This window comes from Xanthomonas sp. 3793, from assembly GCF_024806835.1.
GTDB lineage: Bacteria > Pseudomonadota > Gammaproteobacteria > Xanthomonadales > Xanthomonadaceae > Xanthomonas > Xanthomonas arboricola_F.
In genome coordinates this window covers 200,095-220,355 of sequence record NZ_JANTYU010000006.1, presented here as the reverse complement: position 1 = coordinate 220,355, position 20,261 = coordinate 200,095, and the positions used below count along the sequence as shown (strand labels likewise).

Genomic DNA, 20,261 nt, shown 5'->3' with positions numbered 1-20,261 from the left:
ATGACTACAGATGTCGCTACCGTAGGCCTGACTACAGCTGTCGTCAATAGGTCGGATGGCAGGGGGTCGGATGTCCGGCATGGGGCCGCGTGTCGCTGCACAGGCACGCTCGGTCGGCCGGGTCGACGAGCCTGCGGTTCCGCTTCGCAATGCCGTGCGCGCCGCTCGCTCCGGGCACGCGCGGTGCCGAGCGCGTTTGAAGAGGGAGACGATGCAGAGGGCCGGCGTCGGGGGCAAAGGGCCACTGCATCGAATGAGCGCTCCATCGTCGATGCCGTGGTCGCGCCATGGCCACCGGCGGCTCGGCCAACCACACGCGCCCCTGGATGTCTGGCGTCTGCAGCGGTGTTGGCGTGGGCGCTGCGGCGGTTTGCTCACGTTTGCATCGACGATGGTTGGGAGGAGGTTGCAACCCAGCCTCCCCCACTGCGGTAGATTCCGTAACATTTGATGTATGACCAACGGAGCTGTGGCGGATGGACCTTGAGACGACGAGCAGAGCATTGATGCCCTTGCCGTATCAGCGTGACGTGGTCGACTACCTGAAGCAGCACGAGCCTGAGGTCTGGGCGTGGGCCGGGTCGCAACAGGTCCGCGATGCGCATCTGGCACAGGTCCGCACCCATCTGCTGCGCGACACGTATCGGCTCGAACCCGAAGCGCATCCGGAGGTGCATGCGGCGCTGACGCTGGCCATGCAGCGGCTGGGGATCAGTGCAGCCGCCACGCTGTATCAGTCCGGCGGTCAGGCGATGAACGCGGCGCTGGTCTATGTGCCAGGCGAAGTGCATATCGTGCTCGAAGGTCCGGTGCTTGAACGCCTGTCTGCGCACGAGCAACTGGCGCTGTTCGGTCATGAACTGGCCCATTACCTGCTGTGGTCGCTGGAGGGCGGGGCGTTCCTGTGCGCCGAGCGCATCCTGCAAGATGCGCTCGGCGCCCATGGGGCCAGCGATAGCCACCGGCAAACCGCACGGAGTTATGGCCTGCATACCGAACTGTTCGCCGATCGCGGTGCGGCGCTCGCAGCCGATGCGTTGGCAACTGCGATCAGCACGCTGGTCAAGGTGCAGACCGGCATCGGCAATCCGGACCCGGCAGCCTACCTGCGCCAGGCCACCGAGCTGGAGGGTGCGCTGGAGGACATCAGCGCCGGCACCACCCATCCAGAGACCTTCGTCCGTGCACGGGCGCTGGAGTTGTGGTGGCAGGACGATGCGATGCTGGACGCGTGGACCGATCGCAAGCTGCGCGGCGTCCTGCGTCTGGCCACGCTGGATCTGCCACGACAGGTCCAGCTGCAGACGATGACGCGCGCGTTCGTCAACTGGTTCCTGGAGAGTGCGCAGCTGCGCAGCGACGCGGTGGCCACCCAGGTGCGCATGCTGTTTGCCGACTGGGTGGCCGACGAGCCGGTCGCGCCGCCCGACCAGTTCGAAAGCCTGCAGGCCGCCGACGACGTGCGTGGGTATTTCAACGCGCTGATGCTGGACCTGGCACTGGTCGATTCCGAGCTGCGCGAGTTGGCCCTGCAACGCGCCATGGTGGTGGCGCGGGTGCTGGACAGCGAAGCGCAACTGCTGGCGCAGCTCAAACGCGACGCCGGGATGGGCAAGCGCGAGATCGACAGGCTGCGCAAGCAGGTCTGGGAGGTGCAGGCATGAGCGCATCGGACACGCCGGCGGTGCCGGGCGGCAGCTTCGCAACGGTGATCCAGGCGCAGGCTGGTGCCGCGTTTTCCACCGACGATGTGGTGTTGATGGTGCTGCCGCTGTTCCAGCAGGTGGCCGACCTGCATGCGCACGGCAAGGTCGCCGCACTGGACACACGCAGCATCTTGCTGGGTCAGGAAGGTGGGCTGCAGCTGGCGCAACCACAGGGCCAGGCGCCGGTGATGGACATCGGCGCCATCCACCGGGTGCAGCCGCATCCGGCCTCGGCCCTGAACATCGTCGGCGAGCTGCGGCGCTCGCACGACGCGAACGGCATGGAAGACCTCGCGTTGATGGAGGTGCAGGACGACCTTGCCGCCCCGATCGAGCGCCCGGTGTACCTGCCGGCGTTTGCCAGCTGGGAGTTGCAGCTGGGGCATCACGACGAAATCACCGACGTGTTCCGGCTGGGCCTGGTGCTTGCGGCGTTGGCCTGCGGGCTGGATCTGGGGGACGTGGATGACGTGCGCAGCTTCGCCGCACATCGGCGCAATCTCTTCGTGATCGCCGAGCGGCTGCACCCGGTGGTGGCTGCGGTGATCGTGGAGATGACCGCGCTCAACCGGCATGAGCGCGCCACCGACATGGCCAGCCTGGCCACACGTCTGCGCACCTGGCGCGACCAGCCCGAGGTACTGGATGTGCAGCGTGCGCTGGCCGGTGCCAGCGGCGCAGTGCCGCGACGTACGGCGGTGCTGTCGCATCTACGCGATCGCCTGTTCGACCTGTCGCGCCGCAATCGGCTGCTCTACTTCAAGCCAACCGCCAGCAGCGTCAACCTGACCGTGTCGAGCGTGCCGTTGATGCTGCAGGTGGAGAGTATCCAGCCCGACCACATCTGCACCTGGAGCGGGCCGTTCGCCAACGATCTGGTCAGCGGGCGCGCGGTCGATCTGCAACGCTGGCTACGGTTCGACGACCAGCCCTATCTGCCGGTGGCCTTGGACAAGCTGATCCAGGACACGCGCCGCGACCGCGCCGAGTACGGTTTCGGTACGCTGCGGCTGGTGGCGGCCTTCCTGCGTTGGCATAACCTCAAGGAAGACCCTGAGGAACGGATCGTGACGCCCCTGCTCTGGCTGCCGGTGGAGCTGACCAAGCGCAAGGGCGTGCGCGACCGCTATGTGCTGCAGGCCGAAGACGACGAGGCCGAGTTCAATCCGGTCCTGCGCCACCAGTTGCGCCAGCTCTACGACATCCGCTTGCCGGAAAAGGTGGATCTGCAGAAGACCTCGTTGGCCGAGATCCACGCCGACCTGCTGGCGCAGATCCGTCGCAGCGAACCGTCGGTGGAACTGCGCCTGGTCGACAAGCCGCAGATCCGTCTGGTGCGGCAGAAGGCGCTGCAGCGCCTGCAGCAGTTTCAGCGCCGGCGTTCGCTGGCGCGCACGGCCGCCACGACGAGCGGGCTGCCCGACTACAGCTACGCGCCCGACAACTACCGCCCGTTGGGCCGCGCGCTGTACGAACAGCGGGTGGTGCCCAGCCCGCTGCCACAGCGGTTCGAGGCCGGTGCCGCGCCGGTGGCAGGGCCGCGTCACGCACGCATGGCCGCCCCGGTCGAGGAGGTCGCCGACCGCGTGGGCTACGCACTGGGCGAGTCCGAAGGCCATCGCTACGCCTGGGACCTGGATCTGACCCAGGTCAGCCTGGCGAACTTCAACTACAAGAAGATGTCGCTGGTGCGCGACTACGCGCAGTTGATCGACGCCCCCGACGCCAATCCGGCCTTCGACCGGGTGTTCTCGATCGAGCCACGCGCTGCCGACCCCGCAGCCGCCGCGCCGCTGCCGACGCGCGCGCAATGGAACGTGGTGGATGCCGATGCGACCCAGAACGCTGCCGTCGCGCTGGCGCGTACCCGGCACAGCTTCATCATCCAGGGCCCGCCGGGCACCGGTAAATCGCAGACCATCACCAACCTGATCGCCGACTACGCCGGCGAGGGCAAGCGCGTGCTGTTCGTCTGCGAGAAGCGTGCGGCGCTGGATGTGGTGTTCCATCGCCTCAAGCAGAGCGGACTGGATCCGCTGTGCTGCCTGATCCACGATTCCCAGACCGACAAGAAGGCTTTCATCGCCGAGCTGGGCGAAGGCTACGCGCGCTGGATCGCCCAGGCGCATGGCCGCGAGGCGCTGATGGCCCAACGCGACCGGCTGGTGGAGCTGATCGATGGCAGCCAGCAACGCATCGATGTCTTCGAGCAGGCCATGAGCCGGATACCGGAGGCGATCGGCACCACCGCACGTCAGCTGGTGCGGCAGCTGATTGAGCTACCGGCCGCGCCCGCGCTGGATGGCCAGGCCTGGGAACGGCTACCGGATCTGGCCGTGTGGGAGCGTCATCGCGCGTTGGCCGCACGCATCCACGCGCAGATGCAAACACGCTTTGGCGTGCAGGGCCTGGCCGAGCATCCCTTGGGTCGACTGCACGCCGACGTGCTGGCCGATCCGCGTGCGCATGCACGGATAACCCAGCTGCTGGACGACAGCGAGGCACTGCTGGCGCAGCTGGACCCGTTGCTGGAAAGTGGCTCCAGCCTGCTCGACGCGGACATGTCGCTGGCCCAGGCACGCGCGTTCGCCGATCAGGCGCAGTGGCTGGTCACCCAGGGCCTGGCCGCACATCTGGACCTGCTCGACGACGACTCGCCGGCTGCGAGCGACTTGCGGACCCTGCGTGCGGCGCTCGACCAGAAGACCGCCGTGCTGAACACCGCGCAGCAGGCCACCGCACACTGGCGGGACCGGCTCGACCCGGCCGATGCCCGGGCGGCGCTGGCGCTGGTGGAGCAACTGGAAGGCTCCGTGCTGCGCTGGGTGAAGCCGGCATGGTGGCGGCTGCGTGGCGAGCTCGTTCGTCGCTACGATTTCGGCCGCCATGCCGTGCACCCTGGTTACACGGCGGTGCTGCGCGCGCTGGTGGCCGAGCAGACCGCGGCTGCCGCGGTCCAGACCGAGCAGGCCGCCGGGCAGGCCCGCTACGGTGTGGCGCGGCTGCAGGACCTGATCGATGCAGTGGCCCAGTTACGTGAACGTCTGGGCGCCTCAGCCGCGACCCGCACGCTGGTGGCGCATCTGCGCGCGGCCATCGCACCGCTTGCCCTCGCCCGTGCCGACGCCGACGCGCGCGGCCCGCTGGAGCGGCTGGCCAGCCGCATCGAGGAGCACCTGGAGCTTCCGCGCGAAGCCAGTCTTGAGAGTATTTCCGAGTATCTGCGCGACCTGCGCGAATGCCTGGACGAGCTGGCCGACCTGTTGCCGCTGCTGCGCAGCGTGCATGCCGCGGATGCGGGCAGCGCCTTTGTGATGCGCAATGTCGCTGCAGCGCCTGCAGGCATGGATGCAATCGTCGCGCATGCGGCCTGGCGGCGGCTGGAAGCCGCCACACCGGCGCTGGCAGGGTTCGACGGGGCCATGCTGGCCCGCGCGGCGGCCACGGTGGCCCAGGGCCAGGCGCGCCTGCTGGCGCTGAATTCGCAGGTGATCCAGGCGACCCAGCACCAGCGCTTTGCCGAGCACGTGCGGCAGTCGTCGCTGTCTGCCAGCCAGCTCGACCAGGTCGGCAAGGCGTTCAAGAAGCTCTATGCCACCGGCCGCCGCGAGCTGGAGCATGAATTTGCCAAGAGCATGCGTCACCGCTCCATCCGTGACCTGTCCGATGACGAGACCGGCATGGTGATCAACGACCTCAAGCCGATCTGGCTGATGAGCCCACTGTCGGTCTCGGACACGCTTCCGCTGTCGCCGGACCTGTTCGACGTGGTGATTTTCGACGAGGCCAGCCAGATCCCCACCGAGGAAGCCGTCCCGGCGCTGAGTCGCGCGCGCCAGATCGTGGTGGTCGGCGACGAGATGCAGTTGCCGCCGACCAGCTTCTTCTCGAGCGCCGGCGATGGCACCGACGCATTGGTGGTCGAAGACGACGGCGAGCGCATCGCCATCAATCTCGATGCCGACAGCCTGCTCAATCAGGCCGCCCGCAATCTGCCGGCAACCCTGCTGGCGTGGCATTACCGCAGTCGCCACGAGGCGTTGATCAGTTTTTCCAACGCGGCGTTCTACGACGGCCGGCTGGTGACCATTCCGGACCGACGGATCGAACCTGCCGACGAACAACCGGCCACGCTGCGCTCGGATCGGCCCGATGCCGGCATTGCCGGTGCCGATGCGGTGCTGGCGCGTGCGGTGAGCTTCCATCGCCTGGACGATGGCGTGTACATCGGCCGGCGCAACGCGGCCGAGGCACGCTACATCGCCCTGACGGTCCGCGAGCTACTGCGCCGGGAGACCGGCCTGAGCATGGGTATCGTCGCCTTCTCCGAGGCGCAGCAGGGCGAGATCGAAAGCGCACTGGAGATCCTGGCCGCCGAGGATGCGGACTTTGCGCTGCGCCTGGACCGCGAGTACGTGCGCGAGGACGATGATCAGTTCAACGGACTGTTCGTCAAGAACCTGGAGAACGTGCAGGGCGACGAGCGCGACGTGATCCTGCTCAGCATCTGCTACGCGCCTGGACCGGACGGCCGCATGCTGATGAACTTCGGCCCGATCAACCAGCGCGGCGGCGAGAAGCGGTTGAACGTGATCTTCAGCCGCGCACGTCATCGCATGGCAGTGGTGTCCAGCATCCAGGCCGAAGCGATCACCAACGTGCACAACGACGGCGCCGCCGCGCTGCAGGCGTTCTTGCGCTTTGCCCAGGCCAGCGCCATCGGCGACCATGGCCGCGCCCAGCACGTCCTGGGCACACTCAATGCCGGTGCGCGCGAGGCCTTCGTGCGGCCGGCCAGCGCCGATGCGGTACGCAGCGCGCTCGCCCGTGCATTGCGCGAGCACGGCCACCTGGTGCACGAGTGCGTCGGGCGCTCCCAGTTCCGCTGCGACCTGGCCATCGTCGACCGCAGCACCGGCGACTACCGGCTGGCGATCCTGCTCGATGCACCCGACCAGGCCGTCGCCGACACGCGCGAGCGTTACGTGTTTCGCCCCGGCGTGCTGCGGCGCTTTGGCTGGAACGTCATCGATGTCCCCGGACGTGATTGGTTGCGCGCACCCGATGGCGTGCTGCTACGGATCGAAACGGCGCTGGCTGGCGAGAACATCGAGGAAGACGCCGAGCTGGATCTGGCCCTGGATGACATGCTGCAGGCATCGCTGCCGATCGCCCCGACCGACAGCCCGGCGCCCCTGCCGACGCCGACGCAACCGGCGACGTCGGCGCCATCGCAGCCCCCGATGGCCGATGCGCTGCGCAGCCTGCGTTTCGAGCAGGGCAGCTCTCGCAAGTTCTGGCGCGTGGCGCGTAACGGTACGGAGCTGAGCGTGTCCTTCGGCCGGATCGGCACCACCGGCCAGACGACACTCAAAGCCTTCGATACCGTCGAACGCGCGACCCGCGAGATGGACAAACTGACGGCTGAAAAGCTGCGTAAGGGCTATGTGGAGGATGCAGATCCGGCAGTGCCTTGAGGGCCAGCAGGGAGACGCCAACGCTGGCACTAGGCGAATGCTGAGGGCAGTACCGAAACACGTGGACGTTGCTGGCCGCATGCGGCAGCCACGGGCACTCATCTGCCCGCACTTGCCCGAAGCGCTGCAAATTCGTCCCACCATGCTGCCGATTTGTATCGAGGATGCTCGTCTGCCCTGGGGCAGCTTCCGGACACCGCACGTAACGATTGCCGTTGTTCAATGCCGCACACCAGGCCGCTGGAGCCGTGTTGAAACCGGCGCGCTAGGTCTGCAGGTGCCTGCGTTTGAGCAGATGCTGCCTGGCCAACCGGATGATGCGCACGCCCACGTAGGCCCAATGCAATGCGCCGGGCAACGGCACGGCCTGGCGATCCATGTCGGTCGGAGCGAGCAGGATGGGTAGCAGTTGCACACGGCCGCGCCAGGTCGATTGCAGCGATAGCAAGTGTCTGACGTAAGCAAACAATCCCAGCCGTACCGCCAGATCCGCACCGCGGTCGGATCCGAGCGCATCCATGCACGGCAGCAGCGCGGCGGCGGCCGGCCGGGCCTTTTGCAGCAACGCAGGCTGCCGCTGTAGCGCGGCCGGTAGAGCGACACCCAGGCTCGCTTCTGCCAGCAACGCACTCAGCGCCAGCTGTCGTTCCACGCCAAGCCGACGTGCCAACGCGAGGACCGCATCCCAGTCCACTTGCGCGCTGCGCAGCGCCTGCGCCATGTCCACCAGCCAGAATGCGCGGTGCCAGTGGTGCTTGGTGCCGTGGAAGGCGGCATAGACCACGGCCGCTGTCGGCGACAGCGTGGGTACCTGCATCCCGGCCACCACGACAGTGCTGAGATGATCGCGCCAGACCTGTTGACTGAGCGGAAACTGGCGCTCGTGGTTAGCCAGCCGCAGATGCAGTTCCAGCACCACGCCGGTCGCGTGGTGGTGCAATGGCAAGGCATGGTTGTGACGGCAGTACTCCACCGGATCGAGCGCGGCCTCCGGTTGCAGTGCGTAGCCCAGGACGCTCAGCGCAGAGAGCGCGTCCTGGGTGGCATGCGGCTCGATCAGCAGATCGATATCGCATGCCTCGCGGCGGTGCAGTTGACCGAAGTGCGCCGCATATCCCAGACCCTTGAGCAGGCAGCAGCGGATGCCCGCCTGCTGCAGCGCCGCGACCATCTCACGGATGGCAGCAGTCTGTTGCAGCGACTGCAGCAGCATGCGCTGCTGCCGCCGCCGCAACCGATCGCGCACTGCAACAGAAACATTTGACGCCAGGGTGTCGGCAGCAGGCAAGGCCAACGCCATTCGGTGCTGTGCAAGCGCGCGTTCGAACGCGACCGCATCTGACGGTGCGGCCGGCAGTGGCCGTCCTGCAGCCGCACCCTCGTGGTGTCGCCACAGCGAAAGCACGTAGCCGAATGCGGGGGACCACGCCGCACAAGCGCTCTCGACCGTCACGGCGCAGTGCGCCTCAACGTGCGGCCGCATGAGAATCGCAAGTGGTGAACGTGCTCACCTTAGCGCGTCTGCGGCATGTGCTACGTTCGCTGTCAGGGGTCATTTCTGCATCTGCAGATTGCGGGGAAACTGAGTCAAGTCCTGATCCGTCCACATCGTCGTGTGCCTGACAAGCGGCTTTTTCGGCGTGCCGCCAAAGACGTCCTGTGGCGCACGTCTGCACATTAATAGCATAGCGTTCGCGGCGCCGGCCGTTGCGCAGGCGCCCCCATCCGCAGTGTCACGCATCTCGTATGCGTGACGTGCGTCGTCGTGGTTTTCACATCAAAGGAGTGCACGGATGACAGATGCATATGTTGGCGAAATTCGCTTGTTTCCGTTTGATTGGACCCCGCGGGGATGGCTACCTTGCGACGGCCGTTCTCTGCCGATCCAGAGCAACCAGGCGCTGGCGTCGCTGCTCGGTGCCCAGTACGGCGGCGACGGCAGGACCAACTTCAATCTGCCGGACCTGCGCGGCCGCGCCCCGGTCAGCCAGGGCATTAATCCATCGACCACGCCGACAGTGACCTATGCCGTCGGCAATTACGGCGGCCTGGAAGGTGTGGCACTGACCGCCGCGCAGATTCCTCCGCATACCCATAGCGTGAATGCGGTCAATGCACCAGCGACCACTGCCGCGGTCGTGACTGCCTCCAACTTACTGCTCGCCCAGACCCCCGCACCGCACACCCTGTATGCGCAAAGCGGATCACTGGTGGGGCTGGCCGCCGATTCGGTAAGCCAAGAGGGTGCAGGCGCCGCGCACAACAACATGCAGCCGTCGCTGGTGCTGAATTTCTGCATCTGCACGATGGGCCTCTATCCGCAGCACCCCTGACGCGGCGACAAAAGGAACAACATCATGGACGCTTATACCGGTCAGATCATTGTGTTCGCCGGCAACTACCAGCCCGAGAATTGGGCATTTTGCGACGGACGCCAGTTATTGATCAACGATTACCAGGCGCTCTACGCGCTGATCGGCACTACGTATGGCGGCGATGCCAGAACCACGTTCAATCTGCCTGATTTGCGCGGCCGGCTGGCGGTCGGCCAGGGTCAGGGCGTGGCGCGTGCACCGGCACCGCAATTGACCGCACGGGTGCTGGCACAGCAGTTGGGCACCGAGACGGTGTCCTTGCAACTGGCAGAAATGCCCGCGCACCGGCATACCTTGCAGGCACTCAACACACCAGCCACTGCACTGACACCGGCCGGCCAGTTGCCCGCCATTGCGCAGAACGGCGACGCGTCGTATTTCACGCCGCCCAGCGGAAGCGCGCCCGCGGTCAACACCTTGGCGACCAACGCGGTGGGCCCCAGCGGCGCCGGTCAGGCGCATGACAACCGCATGGCGACACAGACGCTGAACTACCTGATCTGCCTGAACGGGTTGTTCCCGGATCGGCCGTGATCGGCCATCGCAAAGGAGTTCGACATGTCCAACAGTTTCATCGGTGAAATCCGTGCGTTTCCCTACAATTTCGCGCCGGAAGGCTGGCTCGATTGCATGGGGCAGACGGTCAGCGTGCAGCAATACCAGGCGCTGTTCGGGGTCATCGGGTTCGCCTACGGCGGCGACAACCGCACAACGTTCGGCTTGCCCGATCTGCGTGGTCGGGCCGTGCTGGGTCAGGGTCAGGGGCCGGGCTTGAGCAACTATACGATCGGCCAGTTGCAGGGCGCGGACAGCATTGCGCTGGTCTCGCAGATGCAACTGCCGGCGCACACCCACACCATCACCAGCAAGTTCATGCCGCCTGGCACTGCCCCGGGTGCATCGACCAGTACACCGGGTGCCAACGCCTACCTGTCGCGATTGCTCAACCCGACCCCTTCGCCACCTGTCACCACTGCCGCTTTCGCGCCGAACTCGACCGCGCCGCTCACGCAATTGGCGCAGAACGCGCTAGCGCCGTTTCCACCCACCGCGGCCCCGGCACAGGCCCACGAGAATCGCCAGCCGTTCGCGACGTTTCGCTACTGCATCTGCGCCACCGACGGCATCTTCCCGCCCCGGCCATGATGCCGCCGCAGTTCGCCTGCCCTGCGCCATTGCTGGCACGGGGCATGACGGTGCGCCCGGAGTGCGCGATGGACCTGCCGGCGCTGCGTACGTTGTTCAGTGCGCAGCGCTGGGCAGAATTCGCGATGCTGCCGTGGGACGATGCGGCGAAACAGGTCTTGCTCGACCAGCAGTTCGACGCGCAGCAGCGCCACTACACCAGTGCCTACGCGCACCGGCAGTTCCTGGTGCTGGTGGATCGGGAGCGACTGGCAGGCCGGCTCTATCTGGGCGACAGCGCGGCCGGGGATCTCTGCGTGCTGGACATCCTGTTGTCACCGGACCATCGCAACCGTGGCGTCGGTACGGCGCTGCTGGCGGCGGTCCAGGATCAGGCCGCGACAGCAGGCCGGCGCGTGTTGCTGGAAGTCGACAAAGGCAATCCGGCGGCCGAGCTTTACCGCAGGCTGGGCTTCACGGCAGTAGGCGACACCGATACCAGCTGGCGCATGGCGTGGTCCGCGGCAGCGACACAGGGCTAGCTAGTGATAGCCCAGCCAGGCCATTACTACACCATGGTCTGCGCGCAAGCGCGCGGCCTGTGCGGCATCCAGGGCGGCATGCCAGGCACCGGCCTGGCCTTGGCGAAAGAACCGCTGCTGGCCGCGGCGGCGCTCGCTGAAGCCATCGCGTTCTTCAGCGGCGCGTAGCACGTCGAAACGGCAGGCCGCGACAGCACGTGCGATCTGTGCAGGGGCAGTGGGCAGGCCGAGGAAGGCGGCCAGCCGCGCCGCTTCGCGCAATGGATGTGCAAGCAAGGTTTCATAGCGCAGCAACAGATGGGGCCCCGGTGCTTCCTGCAACCACGACACCACGTGACTGGACCAGGCGCTATAGCGCTGCGGGGTCTGTGGCTGATAGCCGGCCGAGCCCCGGCTCATGAACAGGTCCGCATCGCCCATCTGCGCGATCGCGGTGTCCACGTCGACGCGCATGTGATCGGCCCACGACGGCGCGACGTCGCGCGGATCGCGCACGATATACACCGTCCCCAGGGTCGCCGCTGCCGGGAACAGCCGCCCGTCGTAACGATCGTGCACCTTGAGCAAGGTGCTGCCCTGGGCTGCGCAACATCGGTAGGCGCTGGCACGCAGGTGCTCCAGTTCTGCCGGAAGCAGATCGCCGTTATCCACTTCGACGTAGCGTTCAAGCCAGGTCCGCGAGGCGGCGTTGGGCATCGCCTGCCCAAGGTTGGCGAGATCGACATGTGACGCGCCGCTCTGCAAGCTGGAGATCAGGCAACGTACCCAGGTGTTGCCCGATTTGGGATAGGACGCGAGCCAGACGATCCCCCGCCGATTCACACCAGGCCGCTTTCGATGAGTTCGGCGGTGGCGGCCAGCGCATCGAAACGGCGCGGCCGCTGTAGGCGCCAGGTCGGCACCTGGCGGGCGATCGCCGCCGCCTGCGCGAATGTGGTTGCACGCAGCCCCATGCGCGCGGCGGCCTGCGGTCGCGCCAGATTGGCGTGCAGCAGAGGCAGCGCGGCTGCGGGATTGCATCGTTGCAACTGCGGATCCGGCGCGTCCTGCAGCAGCAGGATGGCGTCCAACCGTGCAGGCGTGGCATCGAACCCCGCCTGCGGGCGCAGATCGTACTTATCCATGCCCAGACGCACCCGCGACAAGCCGTCGCTGGGGATATGCAGAGCATGCAGCGCGTCGTGCCACAGTTTCAGCCGCGGGAAAGCCGGCAGCACCTCGATGCTGCGCTCGTCGCAACGGAGGACGGTCAGATCGTCGCTGAGTAGACCATGGCCGCGCTTGAGCAAGGCCGCAGATAGCGTGGATTTGCCGGCACCACTATGGCCGGCGATGGCCACGGTCTTCCCGCCGACGCGCACGCACGCCGCATGCAGCGGAAACAGTCCGCGTTGCAGGGACAGATAGCCCAGCGCCGATCCCAGCAAGAACAGCCGCCACCCCTCATCGTGCGCGTTCAAACGCTGCACACAGATCGATCGGCCTGCCTGCACGTGGAGGCGGACCAGCTCGGGAATCTGCAGCAGCACCGAACCGTCGCGACCGACCTCGAACCACGACCCGGGCGGCTGGGCCGGATCGAGTCGCTCAGGCACCGGCGCCTCCTCGATGGTCACATCCACGCCATCTCTGTCGTCCGCCAGATTGGTTCCCGACCAGGGCGCGAGCTCGGGAAGTGCCAACGTGCTGCGGACCCGCCAGCCACACAGCAAATAGTCGTGCTGGATCTGCCCGGAGGCAGACACCGCTGCGCAGGAGTGGCCCTGGATCAAGTGCGGATCTCGACCGCACCGGCGCCGTGCAACGTTTCCAGCAGCGCGATGACGTCTGCTTCGATGATGGATCTGGCCGTGGCGTATTCCGCGCTGAGCCGATCGCACAGATCGCCGAGGGTGCTTGGCGAGGCAATCTGCGTCCAGACATCCTTGCCAACCGGATCCAGCGACAAGTACAGGCCGCGCTCGGTACTCATGATCACCAGTTCTTCGCCCATTTCGGCGGCAAGACACCCCGGGGCTTGTGCAATCAGAGTCGTCGGAGCGATGCGCATGACAGGGCCGATAGCATGGGAAACCAAACCTTACCTGGGAAGCGCGGTGACTGGAAAGCCGGCGCGGCTTCGACGGACACTCAATCGCGGGGAACCGCAAGGCGGCGGAACACGGCCTGGTCGTCAGACTGTACCGGCAGGCGTCGGTTGTCGGGGCCGAACAGCGGCGTGTCCGCGCGCGCCGGTGTCGGCATGCTCAGTACCGGTTCGAACCAACGCGCCGCCTGGGTATCGCGTAGACGGAAATTGGCGTGGCGCAACACCAGCAACCCGCCTGGACGCAGACAACGGGCGAAGTCCTGCAGCTGAGCCTCCACGTCCCCGAACCGGATCAGGTGATCGCACCTTGCGCCGCGGTGCCGCGCAAGGTCGCCGCGGCGCAGAACCGCGAGACAGAAGATGGCGTCATAGCCCGCCTCGCCCTCTCCCGCCGTACTGCCGGCCACGGCGAACCGCAGGCCGGCATCCGGGTGCGTCCCAAGCCACTGTCGGCAAAGCGCGATGTGGCCGGGGTGGATATCCAGCCCGGTGATCTCGGCATCCGGAAAGTAATGGCGCAGGCTGATCACTTCTTCGCCCGTCGAGCAACCGAAGGACAGCAACCGCGGTGCGCTCGTTCCGGCGAGCGCGCCCTGCACGTAGCTAAACAGCGCCGGGTAGCGATCCAACGACGTGGTGCCATAGTCCTGGAACAGGGGCGCCTGCGCCGTGAGCTGCAGCCGGGCGTACCCCCTGCCTTCGCGGTTGCGCGCCGCTCGATACAGCAATCGCAGGCCGGTCCGGCTCAGCAGACGATGCCAGGGTATCCGTGGCGAGCTCATGTAGGCACTCCCTGGCAAATCCGGCGTTGATCATCTCTGCAGCGCCGCGCAAAGAAAACGCAGCCGTCGGCGACGTGCTGGACTTGGTGACAGGTGGCCGTGACGTGCATGGTGATGCAGCTTATGATACGAAGCATGCATCCCCGCAGCAGCCGCTGCGGCTCTCTGCGCGAGGACATCGTATGAACGCCAACGAATCGGCAGTTTCCGACCGGCTCACCCCGCAGCCAGGCCATAAGGTGTGGTCCACGCCAGTGGTGTCGTTCCTCTCCATCGACGAGACCGCCAACAACGCGACCACCGGCAACGATGGCCTAGGTCCGACCACCGGCTCCTGAGACCATCTGGCCCGACACCATGCGGGCCGATCGGGAGATCGATGAGCGATTTTGCCGGTATCTGGCATCTGGATGGCCGCCCGGTCGAACCGGACGCAATCCAGCGACTGGGGAATGCGCTGGAAGCACGTGGCATTGGCCCTGCGAGAATCTGGAACGCGGGCGAGTTTGCAGTGGTGCATCGCCAGCATGTATTCACTCCCGAAGACGATGATGAAAGGTTGCCTCGTATCGGCGCATCCGGGGCGTTACTGGTCGCCGACAGTTCGCTAGTAGCGCGTAGCGAGCTCGTACACGCGCTGGGCTGGTCGACCTTGCCCGCGCAGCCGGACGGCGAGTTGTTGCTCGAGGCTTTGCAACGCTGGGATACGGCCGCGTTACCGCGGCTGCACGGCAGCTACGCACTGGCACTGTATCGACCGGACCAACGTCGGCTGTTGCTGGCGCGCGATCCGGTCGGCCAGCGGTCGCTGTTCGTACACCGTGGAACACGCCTGATCGCCTTCTCGACCCGATTGCCGGCCTTGCTGACGCTGCCCGGTGTTCCCAGGGACCTGGACGAGCAGAGTTTGGCCGACCAGCTCGTGATGGACCGCAGCCGGCCGCAGCGCACGGTCTACCGCGCGATCGACCGGGTGCCTGCCGGGCATGCCATGCAACTGACACCGGAGGCGACCTGCACCGAGCGCTGGTGGTTTCTGCCTGAGGCAGGCTCGCTGCAGTTGGGCAGCGATGCCGATGTGGAGGCCGCCGCGGCCGACGTGCTTGATCGCGCGGTCGCCGATGCCTTGCGCGCCAGCAAGCCGGCAGCGGCCTGCCTCACCGGCGGACTCGACAGCGGTTCGGTCGTGCTCTCGGCCGCGCGACAATCGGCGCCGGTCCCATTGCTCACCCTCACGCGGGTGCCGCAAGCAACCACGGCGGCGGCGAACGCCACCCACTATTACGACGAATCTCCGCGCGCCCGTCTTCTGGCCGCCAGCCATCCGGGGATCGATTGGCACATGGTCGGCGACGATGACGGCGACTGGGGTGAGTACGACGCCGAACGCTGGTGGCAGGTCAATGGTCAACCGATGCGCTCGCCCTTGAACATGGCCTGGTTCTTTCCGCTGGACCGATTCCTGCACGCGCGCGGCGGAAATGTGTTGCTCGGAGGCGAGATGGGGAACGCCTTCTTCAGTTACGACGGTCTGGTGCGTCTGCCCGAACTGCTATGCGCTCGCCAGTGGCGCACGCTGCTGACGCAGACGCGCGCGCTTGCCCGCAATCAGGGGTTGAGTTCGCGTAAAGCGCTGCAGCGGTTTGTCTTGCGCCCCTTTGCACCGATTGCGGCGCTGCGGTATTGGCACGGCTTGCCGGCTGCGCCCTGGATGCAATACGCGGCGTTGCATCCGGATTTGGCACGCAAGCTTCGCATGCACCGTCAGCTGGACCGGGATCGCTACCGGATCCGACTCGGCGGGCGCCATCGCTCTGCGCATGCCCTGCGCGAATGGCTGCTCGGCCACGCAGCGGCGATGGATGGCTGGGGCACGCTGCGGGCGATCTCCGGCGTTGATTTCCGCATGCCGCTCGCCGACCGGCGCGTCATCGAGTTCTTCGGCAGCCTGCCGCTGGACCAGTTCCTGCGCGATGGTGTCACCCGCTCGTTGCCGCGACGCTTGCTGGCCGCACGTGGCGCTCCGCCGGAAATCTTCGCCAACCGGCAAGTCGGCGTGCAGCATGGCGACTGGTTCGCGCATATCACCGCACAGCGCGCGGCCATGCAGGCGCAACTCCATGCACTACGCGATTCGGCGCTGGCACGCCGCGTGCTCGACCTGCCACGCCTGCAGGCGTTGATGGACGACTGGCCGCGCGATGCGCAGGCGGCCGAATCCAGACGCGAAACCTATCTGCAGATGCTGGTGTTCGGCTTGCAGACCGGCGGATTTCTTGCCTGGCACGAACGCGGCGGCAGCTGATCGCAGTCGTCGGGCGATCGCTTGGTCATGCGCTCGGTTTGCCGTAGCCGCACCACCTCCGATCATGTCCACGCCAGCACGCCAGCGCGCGCGTTTGCTAGGCTAGCAGCCACCGGCCACGGCAAGCCGTTCCGGGTTTGCGTGCCGGCATGGGCTTGATCGCGCAGGCCGCCCCTCCTCCGACAGCGTGTCTCTGCCATGCTCCTTCTGCGGTGGGTCCTGCACGTGCGACAGCGGACAACCTCATGTTCCAGCGCCAGTACGCGGTGCAACCGCCAGGCATTACCGCAGCGGCCCGCCAGCTGTGGAGAGGACGGCTGGCGGTGAGTGTTTCCCGTGCTGTCGCCGGCGTGCGCCACAGGCTGCTTGCGTTCGCCCGCCTGCCTCGTTTCGAGCGCCTGCTGCTGGTGCCGACCTGGCTGCTGCTGGGCGCGGCACGTAGCGCCGTGCGGTGGATCGGCTTCCGCCACCTGGCCCGCTGGGTGGGCCACCAGATGGCGGTACCGCCGGCCCTGCCGCGCCTGGACGAGCGCGCGCAACGTCGCGCCCTGCAGATCGGCCGGACGGTGAGACTGGCTGCTCGCCATACGCCCTGGCGATCCAACTGCCTGGCGCAAGCGCTGGCTTCGCATTGCCTGCTGAACGTGTTCCGGGTCTCTCATGTGCTCTGCCTGGGAGTCGCGCGCTGTGCAGACGGGACGGCGCTGCAAGCGCATGCCTGGGTCGTCGCCGGCAGCCAGCACGTGACCGGCGGGCACGGCACCGACCGCTTCGCCCGCGTAGGTTGCTTCGTGCCATATGCATGGCGGTCCCAATGACGGTCTTCCGCTTCCTCGCCGGCGTATTGCGTCTGGCACCGCGCGACCAGCGCATCGGGCTGTTGACGCTGATGGTGCTGGCCGCTGCGACGGAGGGCATCGGTGTGCTGTTGCTGGTGCCCTTGCTGAGTTCACTGCAGGGCGACGCCGCCGCCACGGGAGTGGCGCACCAGCTGTTGCGCCTGCTCGCGGCGCTTGGTGTCCGGGCAAGCTCGCCGATTCCGTTGCTGCTTCTGTTCTGTCTGGCACTGCTGCTGCGCAGCGCGATCCAGTTCGGCCGCGAACAGCTCGCGGCACGGCTGCAGCAAGACGTCGGCGAGCGGCTGCGCATCAGCAGTTTCGCTGCCCTGCTCGGTGCGCAATGGCGTTGGTTGGCGGGTCAGCGCACTGGGGACCACGCCAGTCTCATCCTGAGTGATGTGGGGCGCGCCGAAGTCGGGCTGGGACACGGTCTTGCGATGGTCTCCACGGCGATCACCGCCGCGCTCTATCTGCTGGCCGCCTTCGCGCTGTCCTGGGTGCTGGCGCTGGTCGCCACGCTGAGCGGGATCGCGTTGCTGTTGTTGGTAGGCAGCCAGCGTCGCGAGGTGGCGCTGCTGGGACGCCAGTTGACGCAGGCACACCAAGGCTTGCACGCGGGCCTGCACGACCGTCTGTCCGGTCTGCGCCTGGCCAAGATCCTGGGTGCCGAAACAACATATCTGGCGGCATTCGAACGCACGGCCCGGACCATGCGCGACCAGCAGCTGCGGTTTGCACGGGGTTTGAGCGTGTCCAAAGCCTGGCTACAGAGCGCCGGTGCGATCGTGCTGGCGTTTTTCACCTACCTCGGCCTGCAGTTCCTGCACATGGCGATGGCCGAGCTGCTCGTCCTGGTGGCGATCTTCGCTCGCCTGGTCCCGCTGTTGACGACAGTGCAGCAACAACGCCAGTACTGCCTGCATGCGGCGGCGGCGTTCGCCGAAATCGAACGCCGGCTACGGGAAAGCAGGGAGTGGGCCGAGCCGGCGCTGCCTGACGTCGCGCCACCGATCCAGCTGACCACGTCGCTCGCGCTGTCCGCGGTCCGGGTCCACTACGCCGGGCGCAGCACGCCCGCGCTGCATGATCTTTCGCTGCGGCTGCAGGCGCGAACCACCACCGCCGTGGTCGGCGCCTCCGGTGCCGGCAAGAGCACGCTGGCCGACGTCCTGAGCGGCTTGCTGAGCCCGGATGGGGGCACGCTGGAGATCGATGATGTGGTGCTGGATGCGGCCGCCCGGCGCAGTTGGCGCCGCTCGGTGGCCTACGTGTCGCAGGACGCGTTCCTGCTCAACGACAGCGTGCGCAACAACCTGTTGATGGTTTGCCCGCATGCCAGTGAGGCGGCCTTATACGCGGCCTTGGAGCAGGCCGCCGCCCAGTTTGTACATGCGCTGCCGCAGGGCTGGGACACCCCGGTCGGCGATGGCGGCATGCCGTTGTCCGGGGGCGAACGCCAGCGGCTGGCTCTGGCCAGGGCGCTGTTGCAACGTCCGGCGTTGTTGATCCTGGACGAAGCCACCAGCGCGCTGGACCACGAGAACGAGACACGCATCCGCAGCGCCATCCAGTGCCTGCGTGGGGACATAACCGTGCTGCTCATCGGCCATCGGCTGGCGTTGCTGGAACAGGCCGATACCGTGCTGGTCCTGGACCAGGGGCGGCTGGTGGCGCAGGGCCCATGGCAGGTGGTGGCGCCGGTCTGGATCGGCGCACGGTGAAACCGCGTCTGCCGCCTGCCTGGCGCAGCCTGGTGCGTGGATTGTCGGCGCAGTGGGTGTCGATCCTGTTCACCGCCGCCGTCTCGCTGGCGCTGTCGGTGTGGCTGGCGCGTGGCATGGGTCCGGCCGGCTTCGGCCGCTACGCCTACCTGCTCAATCTGGCGACCTTGCTGGCGCTGCTGCAGGATGCCGGCATGCGTACCCTGGTGCTGCGCGAAGGGGTTGCGGCCGGTATCCCCGCGCCGATGGCGCGCGCGCTGCCTGGGCTGGCACGCGGGCACTTGCTGTGGTCCACGCTGTTGCTGGCCGCCGCCAGCCTGGCAGCGCGCCACGCCGGCGGCGATCCCGCACTGGTCTGGGCGGTGCTGTGCTTCGGTGCGGTGACGCTGACCCAGTTGGTCTCCGCCCAGTTGAAGGCGGCGGGCCGCTGGCAACGCGACGCCAGCTGGCTGGCGGGTGCGCGTGCGCTCAGCGCGGTGCTGGTGGTGATGACGGTCCTGTTGCTTGGTCACGACCCCGGCGTGGTCTTCGCTGCCTGGGGATGCGGTCTGGTGCTGGCCTATCTCTTGTTGGGGCGAGGCCTGCGGGATCGACCGCAGTGGCGGCCGCAGCCGCTGGCGTACCGCGCGGCGGCCGGCTTCTTCTGGATCGATGCGGCCACCGGCCTGTACCGCCGCAGCGACGTGGTGATCTTGCAACACATGGTGCCTGCGGCGGAGCTTGGGCAGTACGCCGCGGCGTACCGCGTGTTCGATGGCGTGCTGTTACTGGCGATGCCGGTTGCCTTGTTGCTGTTCCGCCAGTTGCGGCTGGAACGCACGCAGGCCACGCGTGCGCGCCGTCTGGAGGATCGCGCGCTGTGGCTGGCCGGTGCGGCAGGGCTGGCGCTGGCAGCGGCCGGTGCCTGGCTCGGTACCTGGTTGATGGAGTTATTGTACGGAGCGGCGTATCGCGTGGTGGCCGGGCAATTGCTCGGCTGGCTGTTTGCTGCGTTCGTGTTCGTCCTGCCGAACTATGTGCTGACCCAGGCCGCCATCGCCAGCGACCGGCAGCGTTGGTACGTGCTCGGCGCCGGTCTGGCGGCGGTGGTCAACATCGCACTGAACCTGCTGCTTACCCGTCAGTACGGTGTGCACGGGGCAGCCATCGCCGTGATCGCCACCGAAGCGACGCTGACCGCCACGTTATGGTGCGGGTTGCGCGTTGCAGGGCGCGGCCGCGCCCACGCGTAGGTGCGTTGCCGCCGTTGCAATCGCTGTGGCACAGTGCTGCCGGTGCGGCGTGGCGCTCCCATGTCTCC

16 protein-coding genes are annotated in these 20,261 nt (G+C 67.1%); 11 read left to right on the top strand and 5 right to left on the bottom strand.

What is annotated here, in order from left to right; all coding sequences use genetic code 11:
• Positions 1–506: 506 nt before the first annotated feature.
• Entirely contained in the window at positions 507–1,664 is a 1,158-nt protein-coding gene (locus FHY18_RS19140) for a hypothetical protein (RefSeq protein WP_259159125.1), read from the top strand.
• Positions 1,661–7,183 carry an AAA domain-containing protein gene (locus tag FHY18_RS19135; RefSeq protein WP_259159124.1) on the top strand — a complete coding sequence of 1,841 codons (5,523 nt, stop codon included), beginning with the start codon at positions 1,661–1,663 and terminating at the stop codon, positions 7,181–7,183. Before FHY18_RS19140 ends, FHY18_RS19135 begins: the two co-directional genes overlap by 4 nt.
• Before the next feature lie 265 nt (positions 7,184–7,448).
• Here the strand turns inward: FHY18_RS19135 and FHY18_RS19130 are convergent, their stop codons facing one another.
• Positions 7,449–8,483, bottom strand: coding sequence for a nucleotidyltransferase family protein (locus FHY18_RS19130; RefSeq protein WP_259159122.1), 1,035 nt, complete (start codon positions 8,481–8,483; stop codon positions 7,449–7,451).
• Positions 8,484–8,976: 493 nt separating this feature from the next.
• On the opposite strand from FHY18_RS19130, the gene FHY18_RS19125 reads away from it, so the two are divergent.
• Genes FHY18_RS19125 through FHY18_RS19110 form a run of 4 tightly spaced genes read left to right on the top strand, consistent with a single transcriptional unit; the run spans position 8,977 to position 11,225 of the window.
• On the top strand, positions 8,977–9,516 hold the full coding sequence (locus FHY18_RS19125) for a tail fiber protein (protein ID WP_259159121.1): 540 nt from the start codon (positions 8,977–8,979) through the stop codon (positions 9,514–9,516).
• A gap of 24 nt (positions 9,517–9,540) precedes the next feature.
• The gene (locus FHY18_RS19120; RefSeq protein WP_259159120.1) at positions 9,541–10,092 is read left to right on the top strand and encodes a tail fiber protein; all 552 of its coding nucleotides are present in this window, start codon (positions 9,541–9,543) and stop codon (positions 10,090–10,092) included.
• A gap of 24 nt (positions 10,093–10,116) precedes the next feature.
• Positions 10,117–10,704, top strand: coding sequence for a tail fiber protein (locus FHY18_RS19115; protein ID WP_259159119.1), 588 nt, complete (start codon positions 10,117–10,119; stop codon positions 10,702–10,704).
• A 44-nt stretch (positions 10,705–10,748) separates the two neighbouring features.
• The gene (locus tag FHY18_RS19110; protein ID WP_259159116.1) at positions 10,749–11,225 is read left to right on the top strand and encodes a GNAT family N-acetyltransferase; all 477 of its coding nucleotides are present in this window, start codon (positions 10,749–10,751) and stop codon (positions 11,223–11,225) included.
• Here FHY18_RS19110 and FHY18_RS19105 read toward each other — a convergent pair whose 3' ends face one another.
• The 4 genes from FHY18_RS19105 to FHY18_RS19090 form a co-directional block, all read right to left on the bottom strand.
• A complete protein-coding gene (locus tag FHY18_RS19105) occupies positions 11,226–12,047 on the bottom strand; it encodes a sulfotransferase domain-containing protein (protein ID WP_259159114.1) in 822 nt (273 codons plus the stop codon).
• Complete coding sequence (locus tag FHY18_RS19100) at positions 12,044–12,997, bottom strand: hypothetical protein (protein ID WP_259159112.1); 954 nt, start codon at positions 12,995–12,997, stop codon at positions 12,044–12,046. Before FHY18_RS19100 ends, FHY18_RS19105 begins: the two co-directional genes overlap by 4 nt.
• Positions 12,994–13,275 carry a PqqD family protein gene (locus FHY18_RS19095; RefSeq protein ID WP_259159110.1) on the bottom strand — a complete coding sequence of 94 codons (282 nt, stop codon included), beginning with the start codon at positions 13,273–13,275 and terminating at the stop codon, positions 12,994–12,996. Before FHY18_RS19095 ends, FHY18_RS19100 begins: the two co-directional genes overlap by 4 nt.
• An 80-nt stretch (positions 13,276–13,355) precedes the next feature.
• Positions 13,356–14,096: a class I SAM-dependent methyltransferase gene (locus FHY18_RS19090; protein WP_259159108.1), complete on the bottom strand. Its 741-nt coding sequence runs from the start codon at positions 14,094–14,096 to the stop codon at positions 13,356–13,358.
• A 182-nt stretch (positions 14,097–14,278) separates the two neighbouring features.
• Between FHY18_RS19090 and FHY18_RS19085 the strand changes: the two genes are divergently transcribed.
• From FHY18_RS19085 to FHY18_RS19065, 5 genes are all read left to right on the top strand, one after another.
• The gene (locus FHY18_RS19085) at positions 14,279–14,434 is read left to right on the top strand and encodes a hypothetical protein (protein WP_259159107.1); all 156 of its coding nucleotides are present in this window, start codon (positions 14,279–14,281) and stop codon (positions 14,432–14,434) included.
• A gap of 41 nt (positions 14,435–14,475) precedes the next feature.
• Positions 14,476–16,401, top strand: coding sequence for an asparagine synthetase B family protein (locus tag FHY18_RS19080; protein WP_259159105.1), 1,926 nt, complete (start codon positions 14,476–14,478; stop codon positions 16,399–16,401).
• Positions 16,402–16,646: 245 nt separating this feature from the next.
• Positions 16,647–17,219 carry a lasso peptide biosynthesis B2 protein gene (locus FHY18_RS19075; RefSeq protein WP_259159101.1) on the top strand — a complete coding sequence of 191 codons (573 nt, stop codon included), beginning with the start codon at positions 16,647–16,649 and terminating at the stop codon, positions 17,217–17,219.
• Positions 17,216–18,961: an ABC transporter ATP-binding protein gene (locus FHY18_RS19070; protein WP_259159099.1), complete on the top strand. Its 1,746-nt coding sequence runs from the start codon at positions 17,216–17,218 to the stop codon at positions 18,959–18,961. Before FHY18_RS19075 ends, FHY18_RS19070 begins: the two co-directional genes overlap by 4 nt.
• Positions 18,958–20,193, top strand: a complete 1,236-nt coding sequence (locus FHY18_RS19065) for a polysaccharide biosynthesis C-terminal domain-containing protein (protein ID WP_259159097.1) — start codon at positions 18,958–18,960, stop codon at positions 20,191–20,193. Before FHY18_RS19070 ends, FHY18_RS19065 begins: the two co-directional genes overlap by 4 nt.
• Positions 20,194–20,261 lie beyond the last annotated feature (68 nt).